Source organism: Sphingosinicella ginsenosidimutans (assembly GCF_007995055.1).
GTDB classification, from domain to species: domain Bacteria; phylum Pseudomonadota; class Alphaproteobacteria; order Sphingomonadales; family Sphingomonadaceae; genus Allosphingosinicella; species Allosphingosinicella ginsenosidimutans.
Genome location: NZ_VOQQ01000001.1, coordinates 2183597 through 2208124 on the forward strand (window position 1 = coordinate 2183597; position 24528 = coordinate 2208124).

The window sequence follows — 24528 nt, forward strand, 5'->3', positions numbered from 1 at the left end:
CCCCTTCGGTCAGCCCTTGACGTTCACCACCTGCCGGAGCCGGTGGCGAATCTGCACAAGATCTTCCTGCGCCTTCATGACGGCGCCGATGTCCTTGTAGGCGGCCGGGCTTTCGTCGAGCACGCCCTCGTCGAGCCGCGCCTCGATGCCCTGCATCGCCGCGCGGTGCTCCTCCAGCGTGATCCGCCGCTTCGCCTCGCCGCGCGACATCGCCCGGCCGGCGCCGTGCGAGCAGGAGCAGAAGCTTTCTTCATTGCCGAGCCCTTCGACGATGAAGCTCCCCGTTCCCATCGAACCGGGAATGATCCCGAGCTCGCCCGCGCCGGCGCGCACCGCGCCCTTCCGGGTCACCCAGACGCGCTCCCCGAAATGCGTCTCCCGCACCGCATAATTGTGGTGGCAGTTGATCGCCGTCTTGTCGGTCGTGAAGGCGGGAAGATGCTTGCGCAGCGCCTCGAGCACGCGCAGCATCATCAGCTCGCGGTTCACCTTCGCATAATCCTGGGCGAAGTGCATGGCCTCGATATAATCATCGAAGAGCTGCGAACCTTCGCTCAGGAACGCGAGGTCGCGGTCCGGCAGGTGGAAATCGAGCGTCTCCTTCGCGATCGCCTCCCTCGCGGCGTCGATGAAATAGGTCCCGATTCGGTTCCCCGTCCCGCGCGACCCCGAGTGAAGCATCACCCACAGCCGATCCCCCTCATCGAGGCAGAGCTCGATGAAGTGGTTGCCGCCGCCCATCGATCCGAGCTGAGCGGCGGTCGGTCCGTCGATCTTCGGATGCTTGGCGAGGATCGCGGCATAGCGCCGGTCGAACCGCTCGTTCCACATCCGTGAGATCGCGTTGGGCGTCTCCCGCCACCCGCCCTTGAGGAAGTTGGTCCCCTGGGTGCTTTCGAAGCCCTTGGGCACGGCGCGCTCGATCTCGGCCCGGATCGCCGACAGGCTGTCCGGCAGCTGATCGGCGCCGAGGCTGGTGCGAACCGCCATCATGCCGCAGCCGATATCGACGCCCACCGCAGCCGGCACGATCGCGGCCTTGGTGGCGATCACCGATCCGACGGTCGCGCCCTTGCCCCAGTGCACGTCCGGCATCCCGGCGACATGCCGGTGGATGAAGGGCAGGCTCGCGACGTTGCGCAGCTGCTGCATTGCCCCGGCCTCGAACGGACCGGCGCTGTCCCAGAGCTTGAGTGGAACGTTGTGCGTCCCGTGGATGCTGTACTGAGCCATTGGCCTTACTCCCTTGTGCACGGCTGCGCGTTTTTCAGGGAGTGCCCGGCTTGACCGGATTTCCGCTTGTGCGGACGCTCGCGTCCATGAGCTACACCCTGAGCGGGTGCAGCGACCCGCCCGTCACCGACCGACGGTGTGGACTTTCGTGGATATATCTAGACGCGGGTTCATAGCGGGCGGGTGGTTACGCGAATCACCGGGCTCACGCAAGGTCCCGCGCTTACCAGCTCGCGCCGTCGACAAGCCGGTGGGGCAATTCCGCCCAGACGGCGGGATCGAACATGCGGATGTTGACGCCCATTCGCTCATAGGCCGGATCGCGCGGGGACCAGTGGGTGGTGCAGCCGCACTTGCCGCAATGCCAGGTGGTCAGCGTCTCGTCGCCATGGACATAGCCGACGAGGCGGCCGTCAGGATCGCTGACGCTGACCTGGTCGGGCCGATAATAGCCCCACAGTCCGCCGATCCGCCGGCAGATCGAGCAGTTGCAGCTCGAGAGGTCGGCGGGCGCGTCGGGCACGCTCAGGTGCACGGCCCCGCAATGGCAGCTTCCCTCGATCATCGCAGCATCTCCTCCACCCATTGGGGCACAAGCTCGCCCGCCCGTCCAGTCCGGCTTTCGTGGAAATGAAAGCTGCCGAGGCTCGGCTCCAGATTCATCTCCAGGGTCTCCGCCCCGCGATAACGGGCCGTCTGGACAAAGCCCGCGGCGGGATAGACCGCGCCGGACGTGCCGATCGAGACGAACAGGTCGGCATTCATCAGCGCGGCGTCGATCGCTTCCATCGCGTAGGGCATTTCGCCGAACCACACGATGTCGGGACGAAGCCGGCCCGCCGCGCCACAGGACGGGCAGGGCGGATGATCGCCAAGATCCTCCTCCCACCGGCTGCGCGCGTCGCACGCGAGGCACCAGGCGGAGCGGAGCTCGCCGTGCATGTGGAGGATGCGCTTGGCGCCGGCGCGCTCGTGCAAGTCGTCGACATTCTGGGTGACGATCAGTAGTTCGCCCGGCCACTCGGCATCGAGCCGCGCGAGCGCCAGATGCGCCGCGTTCGGCGCGACCGTCTTCAGATTGGCCCGGCGCGCATCGTAGAAGCGATGCACCAGCACCGGATCGCGCGCGAAGGCCTCTGGAGTCGCGACATCTTCGACGCGGTGGCCCTCCCACAGCCCCTCGGGCCCGCGAAAGGTGGCGAGCCCGCTTTCCGCCGAAATGCCGGCGCCGGTGAGGATGACGATGTTGCTGATCTCGCGCATCGCCCGCGCTTAGCGCAGGCGGCGCGTGCGGGGCTAGCCGTCGATCCAGCCCGTCCCGTCGGACCAGCGCGGATGGCTGCTGGTCTTTCGGCCAAAGCCGGGGCGACGATAATCCTCGGCGGTCGGGGTCGGCGTGTGGATCGGCGCGGCCTGGAGCGCGGCCACCTCCGCATCGCTCAGCGGATCGTCGAACTCGATTCCGGCCTGGCCGTCATGGACCCAGGCGATATGGCCGAACGTCTCGAACTCGCCGCGCTTCAGGAGCGCATCGGTGCCGACCTCCGGCAGGTCGTCGGCCTGGATCCGCGCGCCGCCGGCGGAAAGGTCGCGGATGCGCACCCGATATTCCTGGGCGATGGTGATCAGCCGGGCGGACAGGATCATCGGCTGGCGCGACCAGCGCCGGCGCATGTCGTGTCCGCCTTGGGTCACCAGATTGAGTAGCGCCTTGCTGGCCATTTCGTCGAATCCCCGTAATTCCCCGGTGCGGCGGTTTATGCGCCATAAACCCTAAGGCGCAGTTAAGTACGTCGGCGAAACGACGTTCGCGCGCGCGAGCCTTGCGAAGCACCCGGCCGGGCCACTAGGGAGCGGGGCGAAGGAGATCCGAAATGAAGCTCGACTCGTCCATCGCCGCCGTCGTTACCGGCGCCGCCTCCGGCCTCGGCGAGGCCACCGCCAGGGCGCTTGCCGCGAAGGGCGTCAAGGTCGCCGTCTTCGACCGCGATGTCGCCAGGGGCGAAAAGGTCGCCGCGGAGATCGGCGGCATCTTCTGCGAGGTCGACGTGACGTCGGACGAGAAGGTCGATGCGGCCTTCGCCAAGGCGCGCGAGGCGCACGGACAGGAGCGGCTGTGCGTCAACTGCGCCGGCGTCGCGAATGCAGTGAAGACGGTCGGGCGCGACAAGGAAACGGGGGCGATCAAGCGCTACCCGATCCATCAGTTCGAGCTCGCCATCCAGATCAACCTCATCGGCACCTTCCGCGTGCTCGCCGCATCGGCTGCCGGCATGGCGAGCCTCGATCCGATGGAGGATGGGGAGAAGGGCTGCATCATCAACACCGCATCGGTCGCCGCGCAGGACGGGCAGATCGGCCAGGCCGCCTATTCGGCGTCGAAGGCCGGGGTGCTCGGCATGGCGCTGCCGATCGCGCGCGACCTGATGGGCGAGGGCATCCGCGTCAACACGATCCTGCCCGGCGTCTTCAAGACGCCGATGGTCGCGATGATGCCGCAGAACGTCCAGGACGCGCTCGCCGCCCAGGTGCCGTTCCCGAAGCGGCTCGGCACGGCGGAGGAATATGCGCGGCTGGCCGTCTTCATGGCCGAGAATGTCTATCTCAACGGCGAATATGTCCGGCTGGACGGCGCGATCCGGATGGCGCCGCGCTGAGGCGGGGGAGGTTCAGCCGAACGTCCGCTGGAACGCCACCGCCGCGCCGAGCAGACCAGGCTCGGCGTGGGTGGCGAGCATCACCGGCACCCGCTGCATCCGCTCGCGGTAGCGGCCCTTGGCGGTGAAGCGCGAGGCGAACATCGGCGTCTGGAGCAGGTTCGGGATGCGGTTGGCGAGGCCGCCGGTGATGACGACGCCCATCGCGCCGTGCGCCAGACTGAAGTCGCCGGCGGCCGCGGCGAGGCAGCGAACGAGGATGTCGAGCGCGTGGACCGCGACCGCATCGGTGCCGTCGATGGCCGCGCTCCACAGGTCGCCGGCGCGGTTGGGATCGACATCGGCCTCGCCGCCCAGATTGCGGTAGATGTCGATAAGGCCGGGCCCCGAGACGACCCGCTCGACCGAGGCGCGGCCATGCTGCTCGACGATCGCGTCGGCGAGGGTCTCCTCTTCCGGGTCGAGCGGGGCGAACCCGATATGCGCGGCCTCCGTCTCGACCACGGAGACCTGGCCGCCGCGCCGCAGCAGGATCGCGACGCCAAGGCCGGTGCCGGGACCGAGCACGGTGATCGCGCCATCCTCCGGGAGCGCTTCGGGCCCGTGAAGGTGGATGAAATCATCCGGCTCCAGCACCGAAACGGCGTGCGCGACCGCGCCGAAATCGTTGAGGAGCAACAGCTGATCGAGCCCGAGATCGGCGCGGAGCGTTCGCCGCTCGATCCGCCAGTCGCTGTTCATGAAGCGAAGGATCTCGCCCTCGATCGGGGCGGCGACCGCGAGCGCGGCATTTTTGGGAAGCGGCGCCCCGCTCTCCTCCTCGAACCGCGCCCAGGCGGCGGCGAGGCCTGGATAGTCGCGGGTGCGGTAACGCTTCATCGGCCCGATGCGCGGGCGGTGGCCTCCCTCGAGTTCGGCGATGGCGAACCGCGCATGCGTGCCGCCGATATCGCCGACGACGATCCGCATCAGCGCGCGTTCCGAAGGTTAGGGCGGCAGGGCATGCCGGCCCTTTAACCGGCAAGATCGCCGCGCGCTACTGCGCCGTGAAGGGCGCCGCGCTCAGCGATTCCGCCGCCCCTCGATCAGCGCGTCGACCAGGCTCGGGTCGGCGAGGGTCGAGGTGTCGCCCAATGATCCGAACTCGTTCTCGGCGATCTTCCTGAGGATGCGGCGCATGATCTTGCCCGATCGGGTCTTCGGAAGCGCGGGCGTGAAATGGATGATGTCGGGAGTCGCGATCGGGCTGATCTCGGTTCGGACATGCTGGCGCAACTCCTGTTCGAGCGCCGCGTCCGGCTCGGCGTCGACGACCAGCGTCACATAGGCGTAAATGCCCTGGCCCTTGATGTCGTGCGGATAGCCGACCACCGCCGCCTCGGCGACCTTGGGATGGCTGACCAGCGCGCTTTCCACCTCGGCCGTGCCGAGCCGGTGGCCGGCGACGTTGAGCACATCGTCCACCCGGCCCGTGATCCAGTAATAGCCGTCCTCGTCGCGGCGGCAGCCGTCGCCGGTGAAATATTTGCCGCGGTAGGCGCTGAAATAGGTCTGGGCGAAGCGCTCGTGATCGCCATAGACCGTCCGCATCTGCCCCGGCCAGGAGCGGGCGAGACAGAGATTGCCGGAGGCCGCGCCCTCAAGCACCTGGCCGTCGGCATCGACCAGCTCCGGCACCACGCCGAAGAAGGGAAGGCCCGCCGATCCCGGCTTCATGTCGTGCGCGCCGGGGAGGGTCGTGATCATGATCCCAGCCGTCTCGGTCTGCCACCAGGTGTCGACGATCGGGCAGCGCTCGTCGCCGACGACGCGCCAGTACCACAGCCATGCCTCGGGGTTGATCGGCTCGCCGACGGTGCCGAGCAGGCGGATCGACGAGCGATCATGCTTCTTCACCGGCCCGTCGCCTTCGCGCATCAGCGCGCGGATCGCCGTGGGCGCGGTGTAGAAGATGTCGACCTTGTGCCGTTCCACCATGTCCCAGAAGCGGCTGCTGTCGGGATAATTGGGCACGCCTTCGAACATGAGCGTGGTCGCGCCGTTGGCGAGCGGGCCATAGACGACATAAGTGTGCCCGGTCACCCAGCCGACGTCGGCGGTGCACCAGAAGAGTTCGCCCGGCCGGTAATCGAAGACATAGTGGAAGGTGGTCGCGGCCCAAACCGCATAGCCGCCGGTCGTGTGCAGCACCCCCTTGGGCTTGCCGGTCGATCCCGACGTGTAGAGGATGAACAGCGGATCCTCGGCATTCATCGACGCGCAGGGGCAATCGCCGTCAAGGTCCGCCATTTCGTGATACCAATGGTCGGTCGCGGGGTTGAAGGCGATCTCGTTGCCGAGATGGCAGACGACGATCACCGCCTCGACCGGCGTGCCTTCGGCGAGCGCGGCGTCGACATTCGCCTTCAATGGCACCAGCTTGCCGCCGCGCATCCCGCCGTCGCAGGTGATGACGAAACGGCTGGCGCAATCGACGATGCGGCCGTGCAGCGCTTCGGGGGAAAAGCCGCCGAAGACGACGCTGTGGATCGCGCCGATCCGCGCGCAGGCGAGCATCGCGATCGCCGCTTCCGGGATCATCGGGAAATAGAGGGTGATCCGATCGCCCTTCGACGCGCCGAGCTGCTTCAGCGCGTTCGCCATGCGGACGACCTCGGCATGAAGCTCACGGAAGGTCAGCGTTCGCACATTGCCCGGCTCGTCGCCTTCCCACAGGATCGCGACATCGTCGGCGCGCTCGGGGAGGTGGCGGTCGACGCAATTGTGGCACAGGTTCAGGACCCCGTCCTCGAACCATCTGATCGCCACGGGGTCGTAGGACCAGTCGGCGATCCTGGTCGGCGCCGTGAACCAGTCCAGCCGCCGCGCCTCCTCGGCCCAGAAGCCGTCGGGATCGTCGATCGATCGCCGGTACAGCTCCTCATATTGCGCGGCGGTGCAGTGCGTGCCCTCGCGGGCGGCGGGGACGGGGATGCGCTCGGCCATGGCGCGATCCTAACGCGCGATGGCCGAGGGCGCTACTGTCCGACGACCCGCCCGAGCAGGCCGCCGAGAGGGTTTCGACGCCGGCGCTGCTCCTGCTGCTGTTGCCGCTGCGTGCCGCGGCGCTCGTCGCTGGCGCCTTCACCGCGCATCATCGCCGCCATGTCGCGGCCGAGCAGGCCCGTATAGGCCGATCGGGTGCGCAGCTTCACCGTCCAGTCGGGCGCCCAGCCGCGCGGCGCGTTGGCGGGCCGGGCCGGGTATGAGAAGTTCGCCTCCGGCCCGAACGCCGTCATCATCAGGCTCGCCGCCTGGACGCGGGTCGCGACCTCGGCCGGCACCGTGCACTGCGTCACCGTCGGCTGGAGCAGCACGCGCTGGGCGAGCAGGCGGCTGATCTCCTCGGGCGCGAGATAATCGAACGCGCCCGCCTGCGAGAACTGCACCTCGCTCGACGTCCAGATCACGATCGTGTTGTCCGGTCCAGCGCCCGACGCCATCAGGAAATAGGCGCGCGCGTTCGTCACCGGCTGCCACGCGACCGGCACGGCGCCGCCGGCGGCCGGCGTGTTGGCGGTCAGCGTGATCGGCGGCAGGAAATCCTGCCCCTGGGCGAGCGTGAAATTGATGTCCGGCGAGTAGTTGCCGCTGATCCGGTGGGCGCCGACCAGCGAGCCATTGGCCGGGATCGGCGTGCGCGACCGCTCGTTGGGCCATTCGCCGAAGGTCGTGCTGCTCGCCCGGCTCGGCGGGTTCATCGCGTGGATCGCGAGCGACGCCATGGCGGGCGGCACTCGTCCGGCGCGAAGGCTCGCGAGATCGAATTCATAGGGCTGGCCCTGGCGGGCATGGTCCCCGCAGCCCCAGTAGATGAGGATCCGGCCGTTGGACGGGCCATCGGCGAGCCCGGGATTTTCATAAGGGCGAACCGGCGTCGGCGGCGCCGCCTCCGGTGTCACCAGCGGCAGGGACGGGCCGGCATTGAGCCCGGCGGGAATGAAGTGATCCGCTGTTGGCGCGCCCGAGGGGCGGCGCGGGCTGCCGAGCTCGAGCCGCAGGTTGTGGGCATAAGCGTCCGCGCGCGGCCCCCGTCCGCTCATCATCGCGGCGACCATGGCGCTTCGCCCCCCCTGCTGGCCGGCGGCCATCGCGCCCAGCCCGCTCACCGTTTCCGCCGACATCCAGTAGGAAACGGTGCCGCTGCCGCGATTTTGCGCCGAACCGCTGGCTGCTACCGCGGCGCTCGTCGCGGCAGCGACGATCAATGCCTTCTTCATCGCGAAAGTCCCTCTTCAAGCTTTCGGTCGAGCGCCAGGCGCTCGTGAACGGCCGCCCAGTAGAGGCCGCGCCGGGCGGATGCTTTCGCCGCGCGACGAAGGCTCCGGTCGGCGCGACAAGCATGTCGGCAGGTCGTTCGTCGAAGAATCGGCGCCCTTCGGCCCGCATTGAAACCGCCCCGCCACGTGCTCATGTTGCGAGGCCGCGCGATTTTCGCTATAGCGTCCTATTCTAATAATACACTTGGAATTGCATGACCGACCTCGCCCTCGAGCCTGACGAGCGCCGTTCGCTCGCCGTGCTGCGCCAATATGGCGGCGCGGCGGTGCTGGTCGCGGCGATCCTCGCGCTCGCCTTGGCGGCGGCGGTCAGCATGGCGCTCCACGGCAGCGGCTTCGGCTTCAACTCGCCGGCGCCGCGTCCGCTTCCCCAGGGCGAAATCCAGCGTCTCCAGGCGGCGGCGGACGCGACCTCCGCGACCGAGCTCCGCGCCGTCGCGCCGCAGGATGCGCTCGCGATCAACGCCTCCATCCCGCTGTCGAACGCCTCCAATCCTGCCGCGCGCCCCTTCGTGTGGACCAGCAACGAGGAAAGCCGCGCGCGATCGATCGACTGCCTTACCGCCGCCATCTATTACGAGGCGGCGCGCGAGCCCGCGGATGGCCAGCGCGCGGTGGCGCAGGTGGTGCTGAACCGGGTGCGTCATCCGGCCTATCCGGACACGGTGTGCGGCGTCGTCTTCGAAGGGGCGCAGCGTTACACCGGCTGCCAGTTCAGCTTCACCTGCGACGGATCGCTGCGGCGCGCGCCGATGCAGGGCTATTGGGATCGCGCGCACGACATCGCGGTCGCGGCGCTCAACGGCTATGTCTATGCGCCGGTCGGCTGGGCGACCCATTATCACGCCAATTATGTCGTGCCCTACTGGTCGTCGACGCTGGTGAAGACGGCGGTGGTCGGCGCCCATATCTTCTATCGCTGGACCGGCGGATGGGGCCGCCCGCCGGCCTTCGTGAACCGCTATGCGGGGGCCGAGCCATTGATCCACTGGCGCGGCGGTTTCGGCCAGCCGACGGCGGCGGAGCGCCTCGCCGCGGCGGCCGCCGCCGGGGATCGCGACGCCATCGCAGCCGCCGCAGCGGCCGAGGCGCGCCGCGGCAGCGTCGACAGCTTCGCCAATGCGGTGCTGCGCCGCTACGACGTGCCGATCACCAGCGCGAACGCCAACGCGCTGATCGCCGCGCGTGCCGCCGAGGATCCGCAGATGAGCGACAGCGCGCGCTGGGCGCTGACCGGCCAGAGCGCCAGCCCGCCGCAGCGCCCGCTCGGTCGCTGGGCGACGACGCCGGAGGAATCCTCTCCGCCGAACGCTCAGCCCGCGCCGGCGCCGGCTGCGGGCCCGGCGCATGTCGCCGGCGCGCCGGCGGTTCCGGTCAATGCGCCGCCGCCGGCCGCGCCGGCCGCAACGACCACCCGCCGCTAGCTCGCAGCGGCGCTAGAGCGGACCCGGCCGGTCATATTTGTCCTCCCGGCGCCGGCCGAAGAGGAGGCCGCGCTCCATGCGGGCGCGGGCCGCGTCGTAATAGGCGACCAGGAAATCGCGATCATAGCCGTGATCCGGCGCGCCGATCTTTCCGCGGATCGTCGCCGCGACGGTGGCGATCGCGTCCGGCTGGTCGTCGCGAAGCACGCGCTCGAGTGTCTGAAGCTCGAAAATGCCATAGGCGTCGAGCTGCTCTTCGGTGAACTGCTGCTGCGGCGGCACGCCGGGCGGGGCGCCGATCTCATGGCCGAGCTGGCGCGGCGGCGTGTTCACGACCCAGGTCCCCGCCAACAGGTCGCCGACGCGAAGCCTGTCCTTGTTGAAAAGGGGGAAGAGCAGGAACAGCCCGGCCCAGATGAGCCCCGCCAGGCCCGTCAGCGCATCGCCGACGCCCTGCGCGTTATTGTAGAGGAGGAAAGTGAGCGGCAGGTAGAATTCGATCTCGCGCATCAGGTTGCGGGCGATCACGCGATCCGCGGTCAATCGCTCGCCGTTCCGGGCGACGACGCGGATGCCCAGCGCGCGCTTGCCGAAGGTCGCGGCGCGCGGCCCCATTTCCATCAGGATGAAGTAGAAGCACCGCAGCACGAGAAAGCCGAGCAGGAAGATCACACCGGCAATCTCGGCCCCGACGGCCGAGCCGATCGCCGCGAAGGTGAACAGGCAGATCAGAAACAGCGCGATGAGCGCGCCGATCATGATGACGAGATCGAGGAGAAACGCGCCGATCCGCTGATTGCCCTCGGCCAGGCTGAGGTGAAGATCGACCCCTTCGGGCGTCACCAGGCTGCGGCGGCGCCCGGCGAGGGTGCGTCGGCTGACGGCGGCGAACTCAGCCATTTTCGGCGATCCGGCGGCGGCGCGGGAGATAATAATAGCCGAGCCACCAGGCGAGCATGGCGAGGCCGATCGCATAACGGGCCACGTCGCTGGTGACGAGCTGCCGGCCATAGCCTTCGAGGAGACCCGCGCACATCAGCATGACGACGACGCCCGCCATGGCGGTTGCAGCGGTGCGGCCGGCGCTGGCCGCCGCGTCGATCCGCGTCGCGTCGCCGGGAAAGACGATCGCCCAGCCGATCCGGATTCCGGCCGCGCCGCCAAGGATGATCGCGAACATCTCGGTCGAGCCATGGATGATGAGCCAGCCGCCAATCCCCGTTCCGAGGCCGTGCGAGATGTAGAGCGCCAGGATGGCGCCGAGCATCGCGCCATTGTAGATCAGCAGCATCGCCGTCGGCACCGCGAAGGCGAAGCCGAGGGCGAAGCACATGATCGTGACCTGGCTGTTATGGGTGAACAGGAAGGTCGAGAAGAAGCCGAGGCCGCTCGCACCGCTCGGATGGTAGAGCGTTTCCCGCAGGAAATTCGTATCGGCGGAAAAATCGCGGCCGCCGGCCAGCTCGGGCGGGACGAAGCTCGCATACCAGGCGGGGTCCGCGCTCACGAGCAGGTAGCCCGATAGCGTGCCGATCACCGTGAGCGCCAAGGAGATCAAGGTTTCGCGCCACAGGGCGCGCACAGCCGCCGGCCAATCGTGGACGAAGAAGGCCGCGAGCCGCTGACCTGGGGAGGTACGCACGCCATAGACGAAGAAATAGGCGCGCGCGCAAAGGCCTTCGAGATAGGTAACGAGCGCGTGATCGAGCGAGGTTTCGCGAGCCACGGAGAGCGAGGAGAGCGCGCCGCGATACAGGACGGGGAGCGCGAGCAGCTCCTCGTCGGGAAGCGCTTTTATCGAGCCACGTTCGGCGCGGCGCAGGATGTCCTCCAGCCGCGCCCAATCCGCTTCGCGGGCGGCGCGAAGGCCGCTCCTGTCGGTTGAACCGCTCACGATCGGCTCCCCGCCATCAGATCAGGCTCCGCCGCTTGATGTCGAGATAGGCCTGGACCAGAGCCGGCCCCGCCTGGCTGGCCGCCGCCTCGACCACTTCGACGCCGAGATGGCGCAGGCGGGTCAGCACCAGCGCCCGCTCGCGCAGCAGCGCGGCGGCCATCACCGCGCGGCTGACATCGTCGGCTTCGGCCGGCTCGGCGGCGGTGAAGGCTTCAAGCTCCTCGTCCTTCAGCACGACGAACAGGACGACATGGCGCTTGAGCAGGGGGCCGAGCGCCGAGAGCATCAGCTCGGCGCTGATCGTATCGGCGAATTCGGTGAAGACGATGACGAGCGAGCGTCGCGACAGCGACCCGGCAAGCGTCGCGAGCGCGAGCGTGTAATTGGTCTCGTTGTCCGAATAGTCGATCCCGGCGGCGACCCGCTGAAGCATCGGGAAAGCGCGCGGGCCGGCGATCGGCGCGCTCGACGCGCGCGGTCGTGAATCGAAGGCGAAGAAGCCGACGCGGTCGCCCTCCTTCAAGGCCACATAGGCGGTGAGCAGCGCGGCCGAAGCGGCGCGATCGATACGCGGCACGCCGCCGATCGGCTCGCACATCGCCCGGCCGGCATCGAGCGCCATCACGACATTGTTGTTGCGCTCGGTGCGATACTCCTTGGCGAGAAGGGCGGTGTGGCGGGCCGATTGCTTCCAGTCGATCGCGCGCCGGTCCATGCCCTGGCGGAATTCGGCGAGCGCCTCGAATTCCGCGCCCTCGCCAAGCTGCATCTGGGCGATGAGGCCGTGCATTGCATCGCGATTGACGATGCGCGCGGCATCCTCGCGCACCGGGCGGATATTGGGGAGAACCAGAATTGCCTGGTCGAGGACGAGGCGGCGCTGTTTCCAGATGAGGCCGAGCGGTCCGGTCCAGCGCGTCCAGATCGCCTCCAGCCGGATGGTGCCGCGCCGCTCGGCGATGAGCGCGAAGGCGGCGCTGCCCCCATCGCCGACGAGATCGACGTTGGCGCGCCAGCCCTGCGGCGCGGCGATCGGCCCATCCATGCCGAGCGCCGCCTCGGCGAAGCCGGGCGCTTGCCTTTCGAACCGCAGCCGGGCGAGGATGGAGAAAGATTCGCCGACGCCGACCGATCCCGGCCCTTCGCAGGTCACAGCGATGCTGCGCGTCGGAACGCCGGCAAGCATATCGACCCCGGCGAGCAGGATGAGGAACACCAGCAGCGCGAGCCCCGCGGTCCACCAGGCGGGCAGGACGAGGCCGAGCACCAGCGCGGCCGGCGCGATCGCGGCGGCGACGAGGATCATCCGGCGCGTCGGATAGATCAACGGGGCGCTCCAACCTCGTCGATCAGGCGGGTGATCACGCTTTCGACCGGGCGGCCCTCGATCTCGGCCGCGGCCGAAAGGATGACGCGGTGGCGCAGCACCGCGGGCGCGAGCGCCTTGACGTCGTCGGGGAGCACATAATCGCGCCCCTCGAGCGCGGCGCGCGCCCGGGCCGCGCCGGCGAGCATCGCGGCGGCGCGCGGCGATGCGCCGGTTTCGAGGTCCGGCGCCTCGCGCGTCGCCCGCGTCAGCGCGACGATATAGTCGGTCACCGCATCGACCATCGGCACGGCTGCGACGGCGCTGCTGAGGTCGGCAAGGCGCGCGCGATCGACCTTGGCCTCGATCCCCCAATCCTCGGCCCGGGGCGCGCCGAAGCGGGCGCCATGCGCGGCCACGATGCGCTTCTCCTCCTCGGCGGAGGGATAGGCCATCACATGCTTGAACAGGAAACGATCGAGCTGCGCCTCCGGCAGCGGATAGACGCCCTGCTGCTCGATCGGGTTCTGGGTCGCGATCACCATGAAGTGATCGGGCAGGCGGTGCGTCTCTCCGTCGATGGTGACGGCCCGCTCCTGCATCGCCTCGAGGAGCGCGGCCTGCGTTTTCGGCGGGGTGCGGTTGATCTCGTCGGCCAGGAGCAGTTCGCAGAAGATCGGCCCGCGAGTGAGCGTGAACTGGCTGGTCTGGAAGTTGAACAGGTTGGAGCCGAGGATGTCGCCGGGCATCAGGTCCGGCGTGAACTGGATGCGACCGAAATCGAGGCCGAGCACACGCGCGAAACATTGGGCGAGGAAGGTCTTGGCCGTCCCCGGCGGGCCTTCGAGCAGGATATGGCCGGAGGAGAAAAGCGCGATCAGCATCAGCTCGACCGCCTCGTCCTGGCCGACGATGGCGCGCCGTATCTCCTGGCGAATCTCTTCCGCCAGATCCTTCACCTCAGTGACGTTCATGCTCACCGGATCGCGTCCTTCTTCCATTGAAACAGGGCCCGCGCGGCCTCGATCAGGCCGGCGCGGTCTTGGGCCTCGCCGAGCCGCGCGGCCAGCGTGCTGAAAGGTTCGGCGCCGGGCCGGGTCAGCCGGTCGAGATAGGCGTCGAGCTGCTCGTCGCTCAGCCATTGCGGCGCCGCGGCCGCGCGGGCGGCTTCATGGCGCAGCACCGCGGCATAGGCACCGCCGAGGCTCGGCTCGCGCCGCGCGAGGCGGATGAGCCCGGCGCTGTTTTCCACCAGCGCGGATTTGCCGAAGGGCAGCGCGCGCGCCGCGCGCCGGGCGGGGCCGAAGCGGACGGCGCCATGCAGGCCGGCGAGCAGCGCGGCGACCAGCATCGCGAGCGTCATCGCGAGGAAGGGCGGCCCGAACGCGGTGCGCAGCATGTTGGGATGACGCTCCTCGACGCCTCCCTCGCCATTCATCGTAAGATCGAAGTCGATCCGCCGCGCGCCGGTTTCGTTCAGCTCGTCGAGGATCCTGAGCGCGGCGCGCGCCGTCTCCGGGTTCTTCAGCCCCAGATTGTCGAACAGGTCGGGATCGGCGGCGACGTAGATTGCCCGGTTCGGAAGCCGCGCCAGCAGGGTCGCGCCATCAGGCAAGGTCAGCAGCGGTTCGAGGTTGTCGGCGGTGATGATCTGGGGCGATTCGGGCGCCGCGATCGACAGGCCCCGGAGGAAGGATCGTCCTTCCACGCGTGCCCGGTCCGTGTTGCGCGCGATATCGATGCCGACATCCTTGCCGAGCAGCCGGGCGCCGATCGCCCCGGCGCCGGGGCCGATCGAGCGGACCCAACCGCGATGGCGGGGGTCGGCAACCGTCGCCCATTTCGGGAGGATGACGAGCGTCGGCCGGCTGCCGCGACGATCGAGCAGCCGCTCGAAATCGCCTGGGCTGCCCAGTGGTTCGAGGGTGACGACGACCAGGTTCTCATCGTCGAGATCGGCTGGATCGCGCACGAGTCGGACCTCGCGGAATTCCCCGGCGAGCGCGACGAGGCCGCTGAACCCGATGGCGGAGCGCGACAGGGCATGGCCGCGGCCGGGAGAGCCAGTGCCCGGCCGGTTGAGATCGCTCCCGAAGGCCAGCAGCAGGATGAGGGCCCCGAAGGCGATCAGGCCGGCGACGATGATGCCGACGACCACCGTCGGATCGAAGGGCTGGCCGCGCGCGCTCACCCGCGCCATCCCTCGACGAAGGCGAAATCCTCATAGGCCGATCGCGCCCTGCGCCAGTCGCCCTCGCCCAGCGGCTGCAGCGCGAACAGGCTGCGCTCGACGAGCGCGGCGATCAGCGCGAAGGCGCCGCGCGGGCGATCGGGAATGGCGGTGAGGGCGGCGATGTCCCGGCTGGTGAGCGCGGGACCGATGAGGTCGGGCCGGCGCGCGTCGATATCGGCGATCGACCGGAAGAGCAGGAGATGCGCCGCCTCCGAGAACATCCCCTGCGCGGCAAGCTGGTCCGCCTCGGCGAGCAGCTGGCGCGCGGGCGCTTCGTCCGGCCGCCAGTCCTCGGCCGTCTCATCCTTGCGACGCCGCCGCCAGCGCCAGTCGCGTCCCGTCGCCCAGCGGAAGAGGACAAGGAGGAGAAAGAGGGCGAGGGCCGCGACTCCGATCCAGAAGACGACCGGCGCCCCGGCTTTCAGCCAGGTCCATAGATCGTGGAGCCACGCGGGCGTATGCGGCGGCTCATAGCGGGGAAGATCGAACTGGGTGGCGCGGTCCGCCAGAAGGCGCCGGTGCGCCTCCGCGAACGCGCCGGCATCGATCGGCGGCGGGCCTCCGTCGATCGGCTTGGCCTGCATCTGCGATTCCCCCTCGACGGCCCCGCGCCGCCCGGCGCCAGTCTAGGCAGGGCCGCAGCCAACGCGCAACTGCCACACACATGAACATTATTGTCATGCGTTCGCCGGGCTTTGAAGTTTCTGCGACACTAATTAAATAAATCCTCCTGATTGTGGGGAAGGATCAAGAATATGGGCAGGAGGAAGAATCCGCCCCAGTCGAACAGCGCTCAGGAAATCGCCTCGTCGCTTGCGCGGGAGCGGCCCGATCTCGACCCGGCCGACTATCTCCACATCATTTATATCCGGCGACTTGGAAGACTTTTGGACCGGATCGACAATCAATATAGCCTCGAGCGGTTCGGGATAAGCAGCTCCGACGCGCGGGTGCTTCGCGCACTTCGCCGGGCCGGGGAGCCTTATGCGCTCCGGCCGACCGAATTGTTCCGGCGGCTGCTCGTCACGTCGGGGGCGATCACCAAGCAGGTCGATCGGCTCGCCGCGGCCGGCCTGGTCGAGCGCGGGCCCGATCCTTCACATGCCGGCGGTTTCCTGATCCGGTTGACCGATCGTGGACGCGATATGGCGGACGAATCGCTGACGAAGCTCGCTCAGGCCTTTCCGATCGTCGGAGAGCCCTCGCCGCTCAGCCCGCGGGAACGGCAGAAGCTCGCGCAGCTTTGCGAGAAAATGCTGAACGCGGTGGAAGATCGGATGCGGCTCGACTGACAAAGGCGCCGCGTCGGCATTGCCTCGCGCCGCCGCGGCTTCTAGCAGCAGGCCATGTCAGCCGAGCTGTTCGTCGCGGTGCCGCTGCTGCCCGAGGTGCGGGCGCTGGTGGCCTCGCGCCGCGATGCCGCCTTCAACCTCTCGGGCCGGACCATGGGCATCGCCGAGATCGCCGGGGCGAGCGCCGGTGCGCGCACTCTCATCGTCTCGCCCGCCAACCGGATGGACGAGGCTGCGATCGCTGCGTTGGCGCCATCGGTGGAGATCCTCGGCACTTATTCGGTCGGCCATGAGCATATCGATCTCGCCGCGGCACAGGCGCGCGGGCTGCGCGTGCTCCACACGCCCGACGTCCTCACCGATGCGGTTGCCGAGACCGCGATGCTGCTGATGCTCGGCGCCGCGCGCCGCGCGACCGAGAGCATCGAACTGCTTCGGTCGGGCGCCTGGGCGGGCTGGAACCCGACCGAGCTGGTCGGGCTTCAGGTGACCGGACGGCGCATGGGCATCTATGGCATGGGCCGGATCGGACAGCGGATCGCGCGGCGCGCGCGCGGCTTCGACATGGAGATCCATTACCGCACCCGCCGCCCGCTGGCGCCCGAGGTGGAGCAGGGCGCAATCTACCACGAGGCGGAGGAAAGTTTCTTCGCCGCCTGCGACGTGCTGATGCTCGCCTGTCCGGTCACGCCCGAGACGACGGGCCTGCTCGATGCGGCGCGGATCGCGCTGCTGCCGAAGGATGCGATCGTGGTGAACATCGCGCGCGGCGCGGTGGTCGACGATGACGCGTTGATCTCCGCTCTGCGCGATCGGCGGATCGCTGGGGCCGGGCTCGACGTGTTCAACAACGAGCCCAATCTCGATCGACGCTATCTCGATCTGCCCAACGCCTTCCTGATGCCGCATATCGGCAGCTCGACGATGACCGCGCGGATCGACATGGCGGCGAGCCTGCTCGATTCGCTCGACGCCATCGATCGCGGCGACGCCGACGGGGTGCGCGAGGTGATTGCGGGGCAGTGACCGATCCCCGCCGGTTCCTTCGCATGATGTTCGATATGGCCGTCGCCTCCGCGCAGCCGGCGAACGTCATTCCGGGACATCTCCCCGAACCGCCGCCGGGCCGCCTCGTCGTGCTTGGCGCGGGCAAGGCGTCCGCGGCGATGGCGCGGGCGGTGGAGGATCATTGGCCGGGCGCGCTTTCCGGGCTGGTCGTCACCCGCTACGGCCACGCCGTCCCCTGCCGCCGGATCGAGATTGTCGAGGCGGGCCATCCGATCCCGGACGAAGCGGGCCTCGATGCATCGCGACGGATGATGGCGATCGCGGCCGGCCTCGGCCCGGACGATCTCGCTTTGTGCCTGATGTCGGGCGGCGGATCGGCGCTGCTGGCGATGCCCGTGCCGCCGCTCACCCTCGACGACGAGCGCGCGTTGAGCGAGATGCTGCTTCGCTCCGGCGTCCCGATCGGCGGCATGAACCTGGTGCGGCGGCACCTCTCCGCGATCAAGGGCGGCCGCCTCGCCGCCGCCTGCCATCCGGCGCGGGTGCTCAGCCTGCTCATTTCCGACGTGCCCGGCGACGATCCGATCGACATCGCCTCCGGCCCCACCGTCGGCGATCCAACGACCTGCGCCGAAGCGCTGGCGCTGATCGACCGGCACGGACTTCAGGTGCCGGCGGCGGCGCGCCATCTGCTTGTCACCGGCGCGGCGGAATCGGTGAAGCCGGGCGATCCCCGGCTCGCGCGCGCGGGGGCGAGGATCATCGCCGCGCCGCGACTGGCGCTGGAGGCGGCGGCCGGGGTCGCCCGGGCGGCGGGCCTGCCGGTCACGATGCTCGGCGATGCCATCGAAGGGGAGGCGCGTGAGGTCGCCCGCGCGATGGCGGCGAGGACGCTGGCCACGGCGCGGCCTTGCGTGCTCCTGTCCGGCGGCGAGACGACGGTGACGGTGCGGGGGCGTGGGCGAGGCGGGCGGAATGCCGAATTCCTGCTTGCCCTCGCCATCGCCCTCGACGGCGCGCCGGGCATCCACGCGCTCGCGGCCGACACGGACGGGATCGACGGCGTCGGGGAGGTGGCCGGCGCGATCATCGGCCCCGACAGTCTCGCCCGCGCCCGCGCGCTCGGCATCGATCCCGCCGCCGCGCTCGCCGACAATGATGCCCACGCCTTCTTCGCCGCGCTGGGCGATGGGATCGTCACCGGTCCGACCTTCACCAACGTGAACGATTTCCGGGCGATCCTCGTCGCCTAGCGCGGCGCCGCGGCCTAGATGCGATGGAGCGATTCGCTGCGGCGAATGTTGGTCGCGCGGGGGTGTTCGCGACATTCACCGGGAGGAGCAGGACGGATGAAATATCGCAGGCTTGGCCAGAGCGACCTGAAGGTCTCCGAAATCTCGCTCGGCTCGTGGCTCACGTTCGGCGTCGGGGTCGAGGCCGATGCGGCGCGTGCCTGTATCGACAAGGCGTTCGATGTCGGGATCAACTTCATCGACACCGCGAATATCTATGGCCGCGGCGCGGCGGAACGCTTTCTGGGTGAGGCGCTCGCCGGCCGGCCGCGCGACTCCTACGTGCTCGCGACGAAGCTCTATTTCCCGATGACGGAGACCGATCGCGGTCTTTCGGCGGCGCAGGTGGAAAAGCAGCTGGACGCGTCGTTGCAGCGGCTGCGGACCGACCATGTCGATCTCTATCAATGCCATCGCTACGACGAGGAGACGCCGCTCGAGGAGACGATGCAGGCGCTGACCCGCGCGGTGGAGAGCGGGAAGACCCGCTATATCGGCTTTTCCGAATGGCCCGCCGACAAGATCCGCGCGGCGATCGAGATGGCAGGCGTGGCCCGCTTCGTCTCGAGCCAGCCGCAATATTCCCTGCTGTGGCGGGAGCCCGAGGCGGAGGTGATCCCGCTCTGCGCAGCCAACGGCATCTCGCAGATCGTCTGGTCGCCATTGGGACAGGGCGTGCTGACCGGCAAATATGATCCGGATTCGCCGCCGCCCGCCGACAGCCGCGCCAACGATCCGGAGATGGGCGGCTGGATGGATCGCTTCATGGACCGGCCGATCCTCGCGGCGGTGCAGAAGCTGAAGCCGGTCGCCGCGGATGCGGGGCTCAGCCTCGCCCAGTTCGCGCTCGCCTGGGTGCTGCGCGAGCCGAATGTCGCCTCGGCGATCATCGGCGCCTCGCGGCCATCTCAGGTGGTCGAGAATGCAGCGGCGTCCGACGCCACGGTCGATCCGGCCCTGTTCGCACAGGCCGAGCGGATCATGGCCGAGGCGCTCGACTGACGATGGAATGAGCCTCGATTTCGTCCTCCTTTGCCTGGCCAGTGCAGGGGGGCCGGCACCCGCTGACATCGGTCCGACGATCGTCGTCACCGGCCACGGTCTTGCCGAAAGCCCCGGCGACGCCGTCTATGACGTCGTCACGATCGATCGCGATCGGCTCGTCAACGCGCCGTCGAACCGGATGGAGGACGTGCTCGGCGACGTGCCTGGTTTCCAGCTCTTCCGCCGCTCCGATTCCTCCTCCGCCAATCCGACCAGCCAGGGCGCGACGCTCCGCGCGCTCGGCGGCAATGCGTCGAGCCGGGCGCTGCTGCTGCTCGATGGGGTGCCGCAGAGCGATCCGTTCGGCGGCTGGATCACCTGGCCGGCCTTCGATCCCCGCCGGCTGGGCCGGGTGCGCGTGATCCGCGGCGGCGGATCGGGCGTGTCGGGGCCGGGCGCGCTTTCGGGGACGATCGAGCTGGAAAGCGCGGCGCCGGACGAGATCGATGGGCTGCGTGCCGGGATCGCCTATGGCAGCCGCGACAGCATCGATGCCTATGCCGGGTTGGGCGTCCATGCGGGGGCCGGCTTCGTCAGCCTGTCCGGCGCCTATGCGCGCGGCGACGGCTTCGCGCCGATCGTCGCGGCTCAGCGGGGTCCGGCCGATCGCCCTGCGCCCTACGAACAGGCCAGCATCGATCTGCGCGGGATCGCGGCGGTCGGGCCGGATCTTGAACTGCAGGCGAATCTCGACGCTTTCGACGACCGGCGCGAGCGCGGCACCGCATTCAGCGACATCGAGACGCAGGGCACCGATGCGTCGCTCCGTCTCGTCGGCAAGGGCGCGGTGCCGTTCTCGCTGCTCGCTTATGTCCAGACGCGGCAATTCTACAACAGCTTCGCCTCGGTCAACGCCGAGCGCAGCGCCGCGACCCGGGTGTCCGAACAATATGCCGTTCCCTCGACCGGCATCGGCGCGCGCGGCGAGATCCGGCCGCTGACCGGGCCCGTCGAGCTGCGGCTCGGCGCCGACTGGCGCGAGACGCGCGGGCGGACCGAGGAGCGCTTCGCCTTCGTCGGCGGCGCCGGCACGAAGGGGCGCATCGCCGGCGGGCAAACGGACACCTACGGCGCCTTCGCCGAGCTGACCGCGCGCACCGGCGGTTTCACGCTGACGGCGGGCGGGCGGATCGATCGCTGGGCGATCGCGCCGGGCTTTCTCGATGAACGGATGCTCGGCACCGGCGCGCCATTGGCCAGCACCGTCTTTCCATCGCGCCGCGGCTGGGAGCCGACCGGGAGGGCAGGCGCCGCATGGCATGCGTCGGATGCGCTGACCCTGCGCGCGGCGGCTTATCGTGGCTGGCGGCTGCCGACGCTGAACGAGCTCTATCGCCCATTCCGCGCCGGGCCCGACGCGACGGCCGCCAATGCCGGCCTTTCGCCCGAGCGGCTCGACGGGATCGAGGCGGGGATCGACCTGCGGCCGCTGCCCCATGTCCGGTTCGGCGCGACCGTCTTCGCCAACCGGCTGAAGGATGCGATCGCCAACATCAGCCTCGGCGAAGGGCCGGGGACCTTTCCGCAGGTCGGCTTCGTCGCCGCCGGCGGCACGTTCAGCCAGCGCGGCAATCTCGACGCGATCGTCAGCCGCGGTGTCGAGCTCGATGCCCGCATCGATGTCGGCCGCTGGCATCTTTCGGCGGGCTATGCCTTCGCCGATGCGACGGTGAGGGGGAGCGGGCCGGCGCTGCGGCTTGACGGGCTTCGGCCCGCGCAGACGCCCCGCCCCAGCGCCGTCGCGACGCTGTCATGGTCCGATCCGCGCGGCGCCTATGCGTCGGTCACGGCGCGCTATGTCGGCGGGCAGTATGAAGACGATCGCAACAGCCAGCTTATCCCCGATGCGCTGACGGTCGACACCGTCGTCGCCGTTCCGGTTACGCGGCGCCTTTCGATCGAGCTTCGCGGCGAGAACCTGGCCGGCGCGCGGGTCGTCGCCGGCATTTCCGGCGACGACCTTGTCGAACGGGCCAATCCGCGCACCTTCTGGATCGGCCTCAACTGGCGCGGCTGATCGCTAGAAGGAGACGCCGATCGAGCCGACCACGCCCGAGCCGCTCGCATTGCGGCCGTTCGGCGTGATCGCGGTGGCGTCGGTATCGACATATTGGATGCCGAGCGTCAGCGGGCCGCGCGTATAGGTGAGCCCGACGTTCCAGTCGGTATATTCGTCGCCGATGGTGAGGATGCTCGGCCCGAAGCTGTGGCCGATATGGGCCGAGGCCGCGAACCCGCTGTCGCCGAACGAGCCGGAAAGATCGCCGGCAAGGTAGAAGTTGTCCTCGTCGCCATTGCCGATCGTCAGTGCCCCCTGGCTGGGCGCATAATTGGCGGAGACCTTCGCCGTCACCGGGCCGAGCGTATGGGCGACGGAGACATAAGGCTCGATGAAGTCGGTGTTCGCGCCGTGGCTGCCCGGATAGTAATAATAGACGAAGCCGAAATCGAGCGTCGTGCCGCCCCATGTGTGATGATAGCCGGCGATGAAATCGACCTCCTGGTCGCTGCCATTGGCGACATAATCGTCGATCGAGGAACCCCAGATCCCGGCATAGACGCCGGAATCATGGGTGAGCGTGAAGCCGCCCTGGAGCGCGAACCGCCGGTCGCTCTGCGAAATGCCGCGGAAGCGGTAGTCGCTGACGAGCGTGGCCGTTCCGCCGACCGAAATGCCGCCGCCGATGTCGGCCGCGGCGGCCGGTGTCGCGGCAAGGGCGGTCCCCGCCGCGGCGGCGAGCAGGGACAGGTGAAGGACGTTGTGAAGGCGCATCGATAATCTCCCCCTCTATGGGTCTGGCATGGTCCTCACAGGCGCCCGTCCGGGTGCCCGAGGCGGTCTCGCGGGGCGTCGTTCTCCCCGTTGTCGCCGGCGGATCCCGCCGCCGGCGACGCGTCTTCGGTCGCGATCCGGCGGGCGGATCAGTTGTAGGCGCGCTCCCCATGCTCGCCGAGGTCGAGACCCTCGCGCTCCACCTCCTCGGTGACCCTGAGGCCGGTCAGGAGCTTGGCGGCATAGATGGCGATGACCGTGCCGATGGCGGCCCAGACATAGGTGGTGAAGACCGCCTCGACCTGGACGAGGAGCTGCGCGCCCATCGACCAGCCTTCGCCGCTCGGCCCGCCAAGAGCGGAGGAGTAGACGATGCCGGTGCCGATCGCGCCGACCGTGCCCCCGACGCCGTGGATCCCGAACGTGTCGAGCGCGTCGTCATAGCCGAGCTTCGGCTTCAGCTTCGTCACCGCGAAGTAGCAGATCGCCGAGGCGACGGCGCCGAGCGCGATCGCGCCGATCGGGCCGCTGTTGCCGGCTGCCGGAGTCACCGCGACCAGGCCGGTGACGATGCCCGAGCAGAAGCCGAGCGCGGACGGCTTGTGACCCGTGATCTTCTCGACCAGCATCCAGGCTAGCCCGGCCGAGGCGGTGGCGACGAAGGTGTTGATCATCGCCAGGCTTGCCGATCCGTTCGCCTGAAGCGCCGATCCGGCGTTGAAGCCGAACCAGCCGACCCACAGCAGGCCGGTGCCGACCCCGGTGAGCGTCAGCGAGTGCGGCGGCATCGGCTCCCTTGGATAACCGATGCGCTTGCCCAGGATCAGGCAGGCGACGAGCGCGGACACGCCCGAATTGATGTGGACGACGGTGCCGCCGGCGAAATCGAGCGCCGCCGGGCTCATCGTGAAGAAGAGGCCGTTCGATGCCCACACCATGTGCGCGATCGGGAAATAGACGATCGTCAGCCAGACGAGGGCGAAGACCATCGCCGCCGAGAACTTCATCCGCTCGACGACCGCGCCGAGGACCAGCGCGATGGTGATCGCGGCGAAGGTCATCTGGAAGCAGGCGAAGACATATTCGGGGATCGTCCCCGACACGCTGTCCGGGGTGACGCCGCGCATGAATGCCTTGTCGAAGCCGGCGATGAAGGCATTGCCGCCGTCACCGAACGCCTCGGTATAGCCCCAGCCGACCCACACCAGCATGGCGAGCGCGGCGACGGCGCCGACCTGGGTCATCACCGAAAGCATGTTCTTGGCGCGCGCGAGGCCGCCATAGAAGAGCGCGAGGCCAGGCACGATCATCGCGAGGACGAGGATCGTCGAGGTCATCATCCAGGCGGCGTCGCCCTTGTCGACGGCGGGCGCCGGCGCGGCCGCGGAGGCGGCCGCCGGCAGCAGGGCGAGCGCCGCGATGCCGAGCGCCGCCACGGAGGCGCGAGTCCAGTTGGTTCGATTCATTGGTGCCCCCATGTCAGATGGCGTCTTCATTCTGCTCGCCGGTGCGGATCCGGACGGCCTGTTCGAGATCGAGGACGAAGAGCTTGCCGTCGCCGATCGATCCGGTCTTCGCGGTTTCCTGGATCGCCTCCAGGACGCCGGGCACCAGATTGGCCGCGACCGCGATGTCGAGCCGGATCTTCGGCACGAAGGTCGTCGTATATTCGGCGCCGCGATAGATTTCCGGCTGGCCGCGCTGCCGGCCGAAGCCGCGCACCTCGGTCACGGTCATGCCGGCCACGCCGATGGCGGCGAGCGCGTCGCGCACCTCCTCCAGCTTGTACGGCTTGATGATCGCTATGATCAGCTTCATTCCGCCCCCTTTCCCGGGCCGGCAGGATGCCGGCCATGAACCGGCGCTCCGATGCGGCAAGGGCGCCGCGACGAAGCTCCGTGGACAATGGAGGAGATATTGCTGCGGTGCGTCAACGCGAGCGCGAACAATTCACGCCTGGTCTGACTAAGTGGCCTAAATCGAATGGGAATATTATTCTACGGACGCGCACTCCCCGTCCGCTGCCCTGCAGCAAAATGGCGAATCGCCG

Annotated in this window: 23 protein-coding genes; 7 read left to right on the forward strand and 16 right to left on the reverse strand. The window is 68.9% G+C overall.

Features of this window, described 5'->3' with window-relative positions; translation table 11 throughout:
• Window positions 1-9: 9 nt before the first annotated feature.
• From FRZ32_RS10875 to FRZ32_RS10890, 4 genes are all read right to left on the reverse strand, one after another.
• A complete protein-coding gene (locus FRZ32_RS10875; RefSeq protein ID WP_147043522.1) occupies window positions 10-1233 on the reverse strand; it encodes an RtcB family protein in 1224 nt (407 codons plus the stop codon).
• A 223-nt stretch (window positions 1234-1456) separates the two neighbouring features.
• Window positions 1457-1798 (reverse strand): GFA family protein, encoded by a 342-nt coding sequence (locus FRZ32_RS10880; protein ID WP_147043523.1) that lies wholly within the window; start codon window positions 1796-1798, stop codon window positions 1457-1459.
• Entirely contained in the window at window positions 1795-2496 is a 702-nt protein-coding gene (locus FRZ32_RS10885) for an NAD-dependent deacylase (protein WP_147043524.1), read from the reverse strand. Before FRZ32_RS10885 ends, FRZ32_RS10880 begins: the two co-directional genes overlap by 4 nt.
• Before the next feature lie 33 nt (window positions 2497-2529).
• Complete coding sequence (locus FRZ32_RS10890) at window positions 2530-2955, reverse strand: PilZ domain-containing protein (protein ID WP_147043525.1); 426 nt, start codon at window positions 2953-2955, stop codon at window positions 2530-2532.
• Window positions 2956-3107: 152 nt separating this feature from the next.
• Here FRZ32_RS10890 and FRZ32_RS10895 point away from each other — a divergent pair, with 152 nt between their 5' ends.
• Window positions 3108-3890, forward strand: coding sequence for an SDR family oxidoreductase (locus FRZ32_RS10895; protein WP_147043526.1), 783 nt, complete (start codon window positions 3108-3110; stop codon window positions 3888-3890).
• 12 nt (window positions 3891-3902) lie between these two features.
• On the opposite strand, the gene FRZ32_RS10900 is transcribed toward FRZ32_RS10895, so the two are convergent.
• The 3 genes from FRZ32_RS10900 to FRZ32_RS10910 form a co-directional block, all read right to left on the reverse strand.
• Window positions 3903-4859: a glucokinase gene (locus FRZ32_RS10900; protein WP_147043527.1), complete on the reverse strand. Its 957-nt coding sequence runs from the start codon at window positions 4857-4859 to the stop codon at window positions 3903-3905.
• Window positions 4860-4952: 93 nt separating this feature from the next.
• The gene (acs, locus tag FRZ32_RS10905) at window positions 4953-6875 is read right to left on the reverse strand and encodes an acetate--CoA ligase (RefSeq protein WP_147043528.1); all 1923 of its coding nucleotides are present in this window, start codon (window positions 6873-6875) and stop codon (window positions 4953-4955) included.
• A 32-nt stretch (window positions 6876-6907) separates the two neighbouring features.
• Complete coding sequence (locus tag FRZ32_RS10910) at window positions 6908-8149, reverse strand: hypothetical protein (RefSeq protein ID WP_147043529.1); 1242 nt, start codon at window positions 8147-8149, stop codon at window positions 6908-6910.
• A gap of 254 nt (window positions 8150-8403) precedes the next feature.
• On the opposite strand from FRZ32_RS10910, the gene FRZ32_RS10915 reads away from it, so the two are divergent.
• Window positions 8404-9633 carry a cell wall hydrolase gene (locus FRZ32_RS10915; protein ID WP_243445267.1) on the forward strand — a complete coding sequence of 410 codons (1230 nt, stop codon included), beginning with the start codon at window positions 8404-8406 and terminating at the stop codon, window positions 9631-9633.
• A 12-nt stretch (window positions 9634-9645) separates the two neighbouring features.
• Here the strand turns inward: FRZ32_RS10915 and FRZ32_RS10920 are convergent, their stop codons facing one another.
• From FRZ32_RS10920 to FRZ32_RS10945, 6 genes are read right to left on the reverse strand one after another with little or no spacing between them, the layout of a single operon-like run.
• Window positions 9646-10533: an RDD family protein gene (locus FRZ32_RS10920; RefSeq protein WP_147043530.1), complete on the reverse strand. Its 888-nt coding sequence runs from the start codon at window positions 10531-10533 to the stop codon at window positions 9646-9648.
• Complete coding sequence (locus tag FRZ32_RS10925; protein WP_205008263.1) at window positions 10526-11527, reverse strand: stage II sporulation protein M; 1002 nt, start codon at window positions 11525-11527, stop codon at window positions 10526-10528. The genes FRZ32_RS10920 and FRZ32_RS10925 overlap by 8 nt, the downstream gene beginning before the upstream one ends.
• 16 nt (window positions 11528-11543) lie before the next feature.
• The gene (locus FRZ32_RS10930; RefSeq protein ID WP_147043532.1) at window positions 11544-12857 is read right to left on the reverse strand and encodes a DUF58 domain-containing protein; all 1314 of its coding nucleotides are present in this window, start codon (window positions 12855-12857) and stop codon (window positions 11544-11546) included.
• The gene (locus FRZ32_RS10935) at window positions 12854-13810 is read right to left on the reverse strand and encodes an AAA family ATPase (protein WP_147044436.1); all 957 of its coding nucleotides are present in this window, start codon (window positions 13808-13810) and stop codon (window positions 12854-12856) included. The genes FRZ32_RS10930 and FRZ32_RS10935 overlap by 4 nt, the downstream gene beginning before the upstream one ends.
• Before the next feature lie 2 nt (window positions 13811-13812).
• Window positions 13813-15027, reverse strand: a complete 1215-nt coding sequence (locus FRZ32_RS10940) for a DUF4350 domain-containing protein (RefSeq protein WP_147043533.1) — start codon at window positions 15025-15027, stop codon at window positions 13813-13815.
• Complete coding sequence (locus FRZ32_RS10945) at window positions 15024-15653, reverse strand: hypothetical protein (RefSeq protein WP_147043534.1); 630 nt, start codon at window positions 15651-15653, stop codon at window positions 15024-15026. The genes FRZ32_RS10940 and FRZ32_RS10945 overlap by 4 nt, the downstream gene beginning before the upstream one ends.
• Before the next feature lie 171 nt (window positions 15654-15824).
• Between FRZ32_RS10945 and FRZ32_RS10950 the strand changes: the two genes are divergently transcribed.
• The 5 genes from FRZ32_RS10950 (at window position 15825) to FRZ32_RS10970 (ending at window position 21722) form a co-directional block, all read left to right on the forward strand.
• On the forward strand, window positions 15825-16361 hold the full coding sequence (locus FRZ32_RS10950; protein WP_147043535.1) for a MarR family winged helix-turn-helix transcriptional regulator: 537 nt from the start codon (window positions 15825-15827) through the stop codon (window positions 16359-16361).
• 54 nt (window positions 16362-16415) lie between these two features.
• Window positions 16416-17387 (forward strand): 2-hydroxyacid dehydrogenase, encoded by a 972-nt coding sequence (locus FRZ32_RS10955; RefSeq protein WP_147043536.1) that lies wholly within the window; start codon window positions 16416-16418, stop codon window positions 17385-17387.
• On the forward strand, window positions 17384-18622 hold the full coding sequence (locus FRZ32_RS10960) for a glycerate kinase type-2 family protein (RefSeq protein ID WP_243445268.1): 1239 nt from the start codon (window positions 17384-17386) through the stop codon (window positions 18620-18622). Before FRZ32_RS10955 ends, FRZ32_RS10960 begins: the two co-directional genes overlap by 4 nt.
• Window positions 18623-18718: 96 nt before the next feature.
• Window positions 18719-19663, forward strand: coding sequence for an aldo/keto reductase family protein (locus tag FRZ32_RS10965; RefSeq protein ID WP_147043537.1), 945 nt, complete (start codon window positions 18719-18721; stop codon window positions 19661-19663).
• A 7-nt stretch (window positions 19664-19670) separates the two neighbouring features.
• Window positions 19671-21722 (forward strand): TonB-dependent receptor, encoded by a 2052-nt coding sequence (locus FRZ32_RS10970; protein WP_147043538.1) that lies wholly within the window; start codon window positions 19671-19673, stop codon window positions 21720-21722.
• A 3-nt stretch (window positions 21723-21725) separates the two neighbouring features.
• Here the strand turns inward: FRZ32_RS10970 and FRZ32_RS10975 are convergent, their stop codons facing one another.
• The 3 genes from FRZ32_RS10975 to FRZ32_RS10985 all read right to left on the reverse strand — a co-directional run bounded on the left by FRZ32_RS10975 (window position 21726) and on the right by FRZ32_RS10985 (window position 24296).
• A complete protein-coding gene (locus FRZ32_RS10975) occupies window positions 21726-22478 on the reverse strand; it encodes a TorF family putative porin (RefSeq protein WP_147043539.1) in 753 nt (250 codons plus the stop codon).
• A 149-nt stretch (window positions 22479-22627) separates the two neighbouring features.
• A complete protein-coding gene (locus tag FRZ32_RS10980; protein ID WP_147043540.1) occupies window positions 22628-23944 on the reverse strand; it encodes an ammonium transporter in 1317 nt (438 codons plus the stop codon).
• Window positions 23945-23957: 13 nt separating this feature from the next.
• A complete protein-coding gene (locus FRZ32_RS10985; RefSeq protein WP_147043541.1) occupies window positions 23958-24296 on the reverse strand; it encodes a P-II family nitrogen regulator in 339 nt (112 codons plus the stop codon).
• Window positions 24297-24528 lie beyond the last annotated feature (232 nt).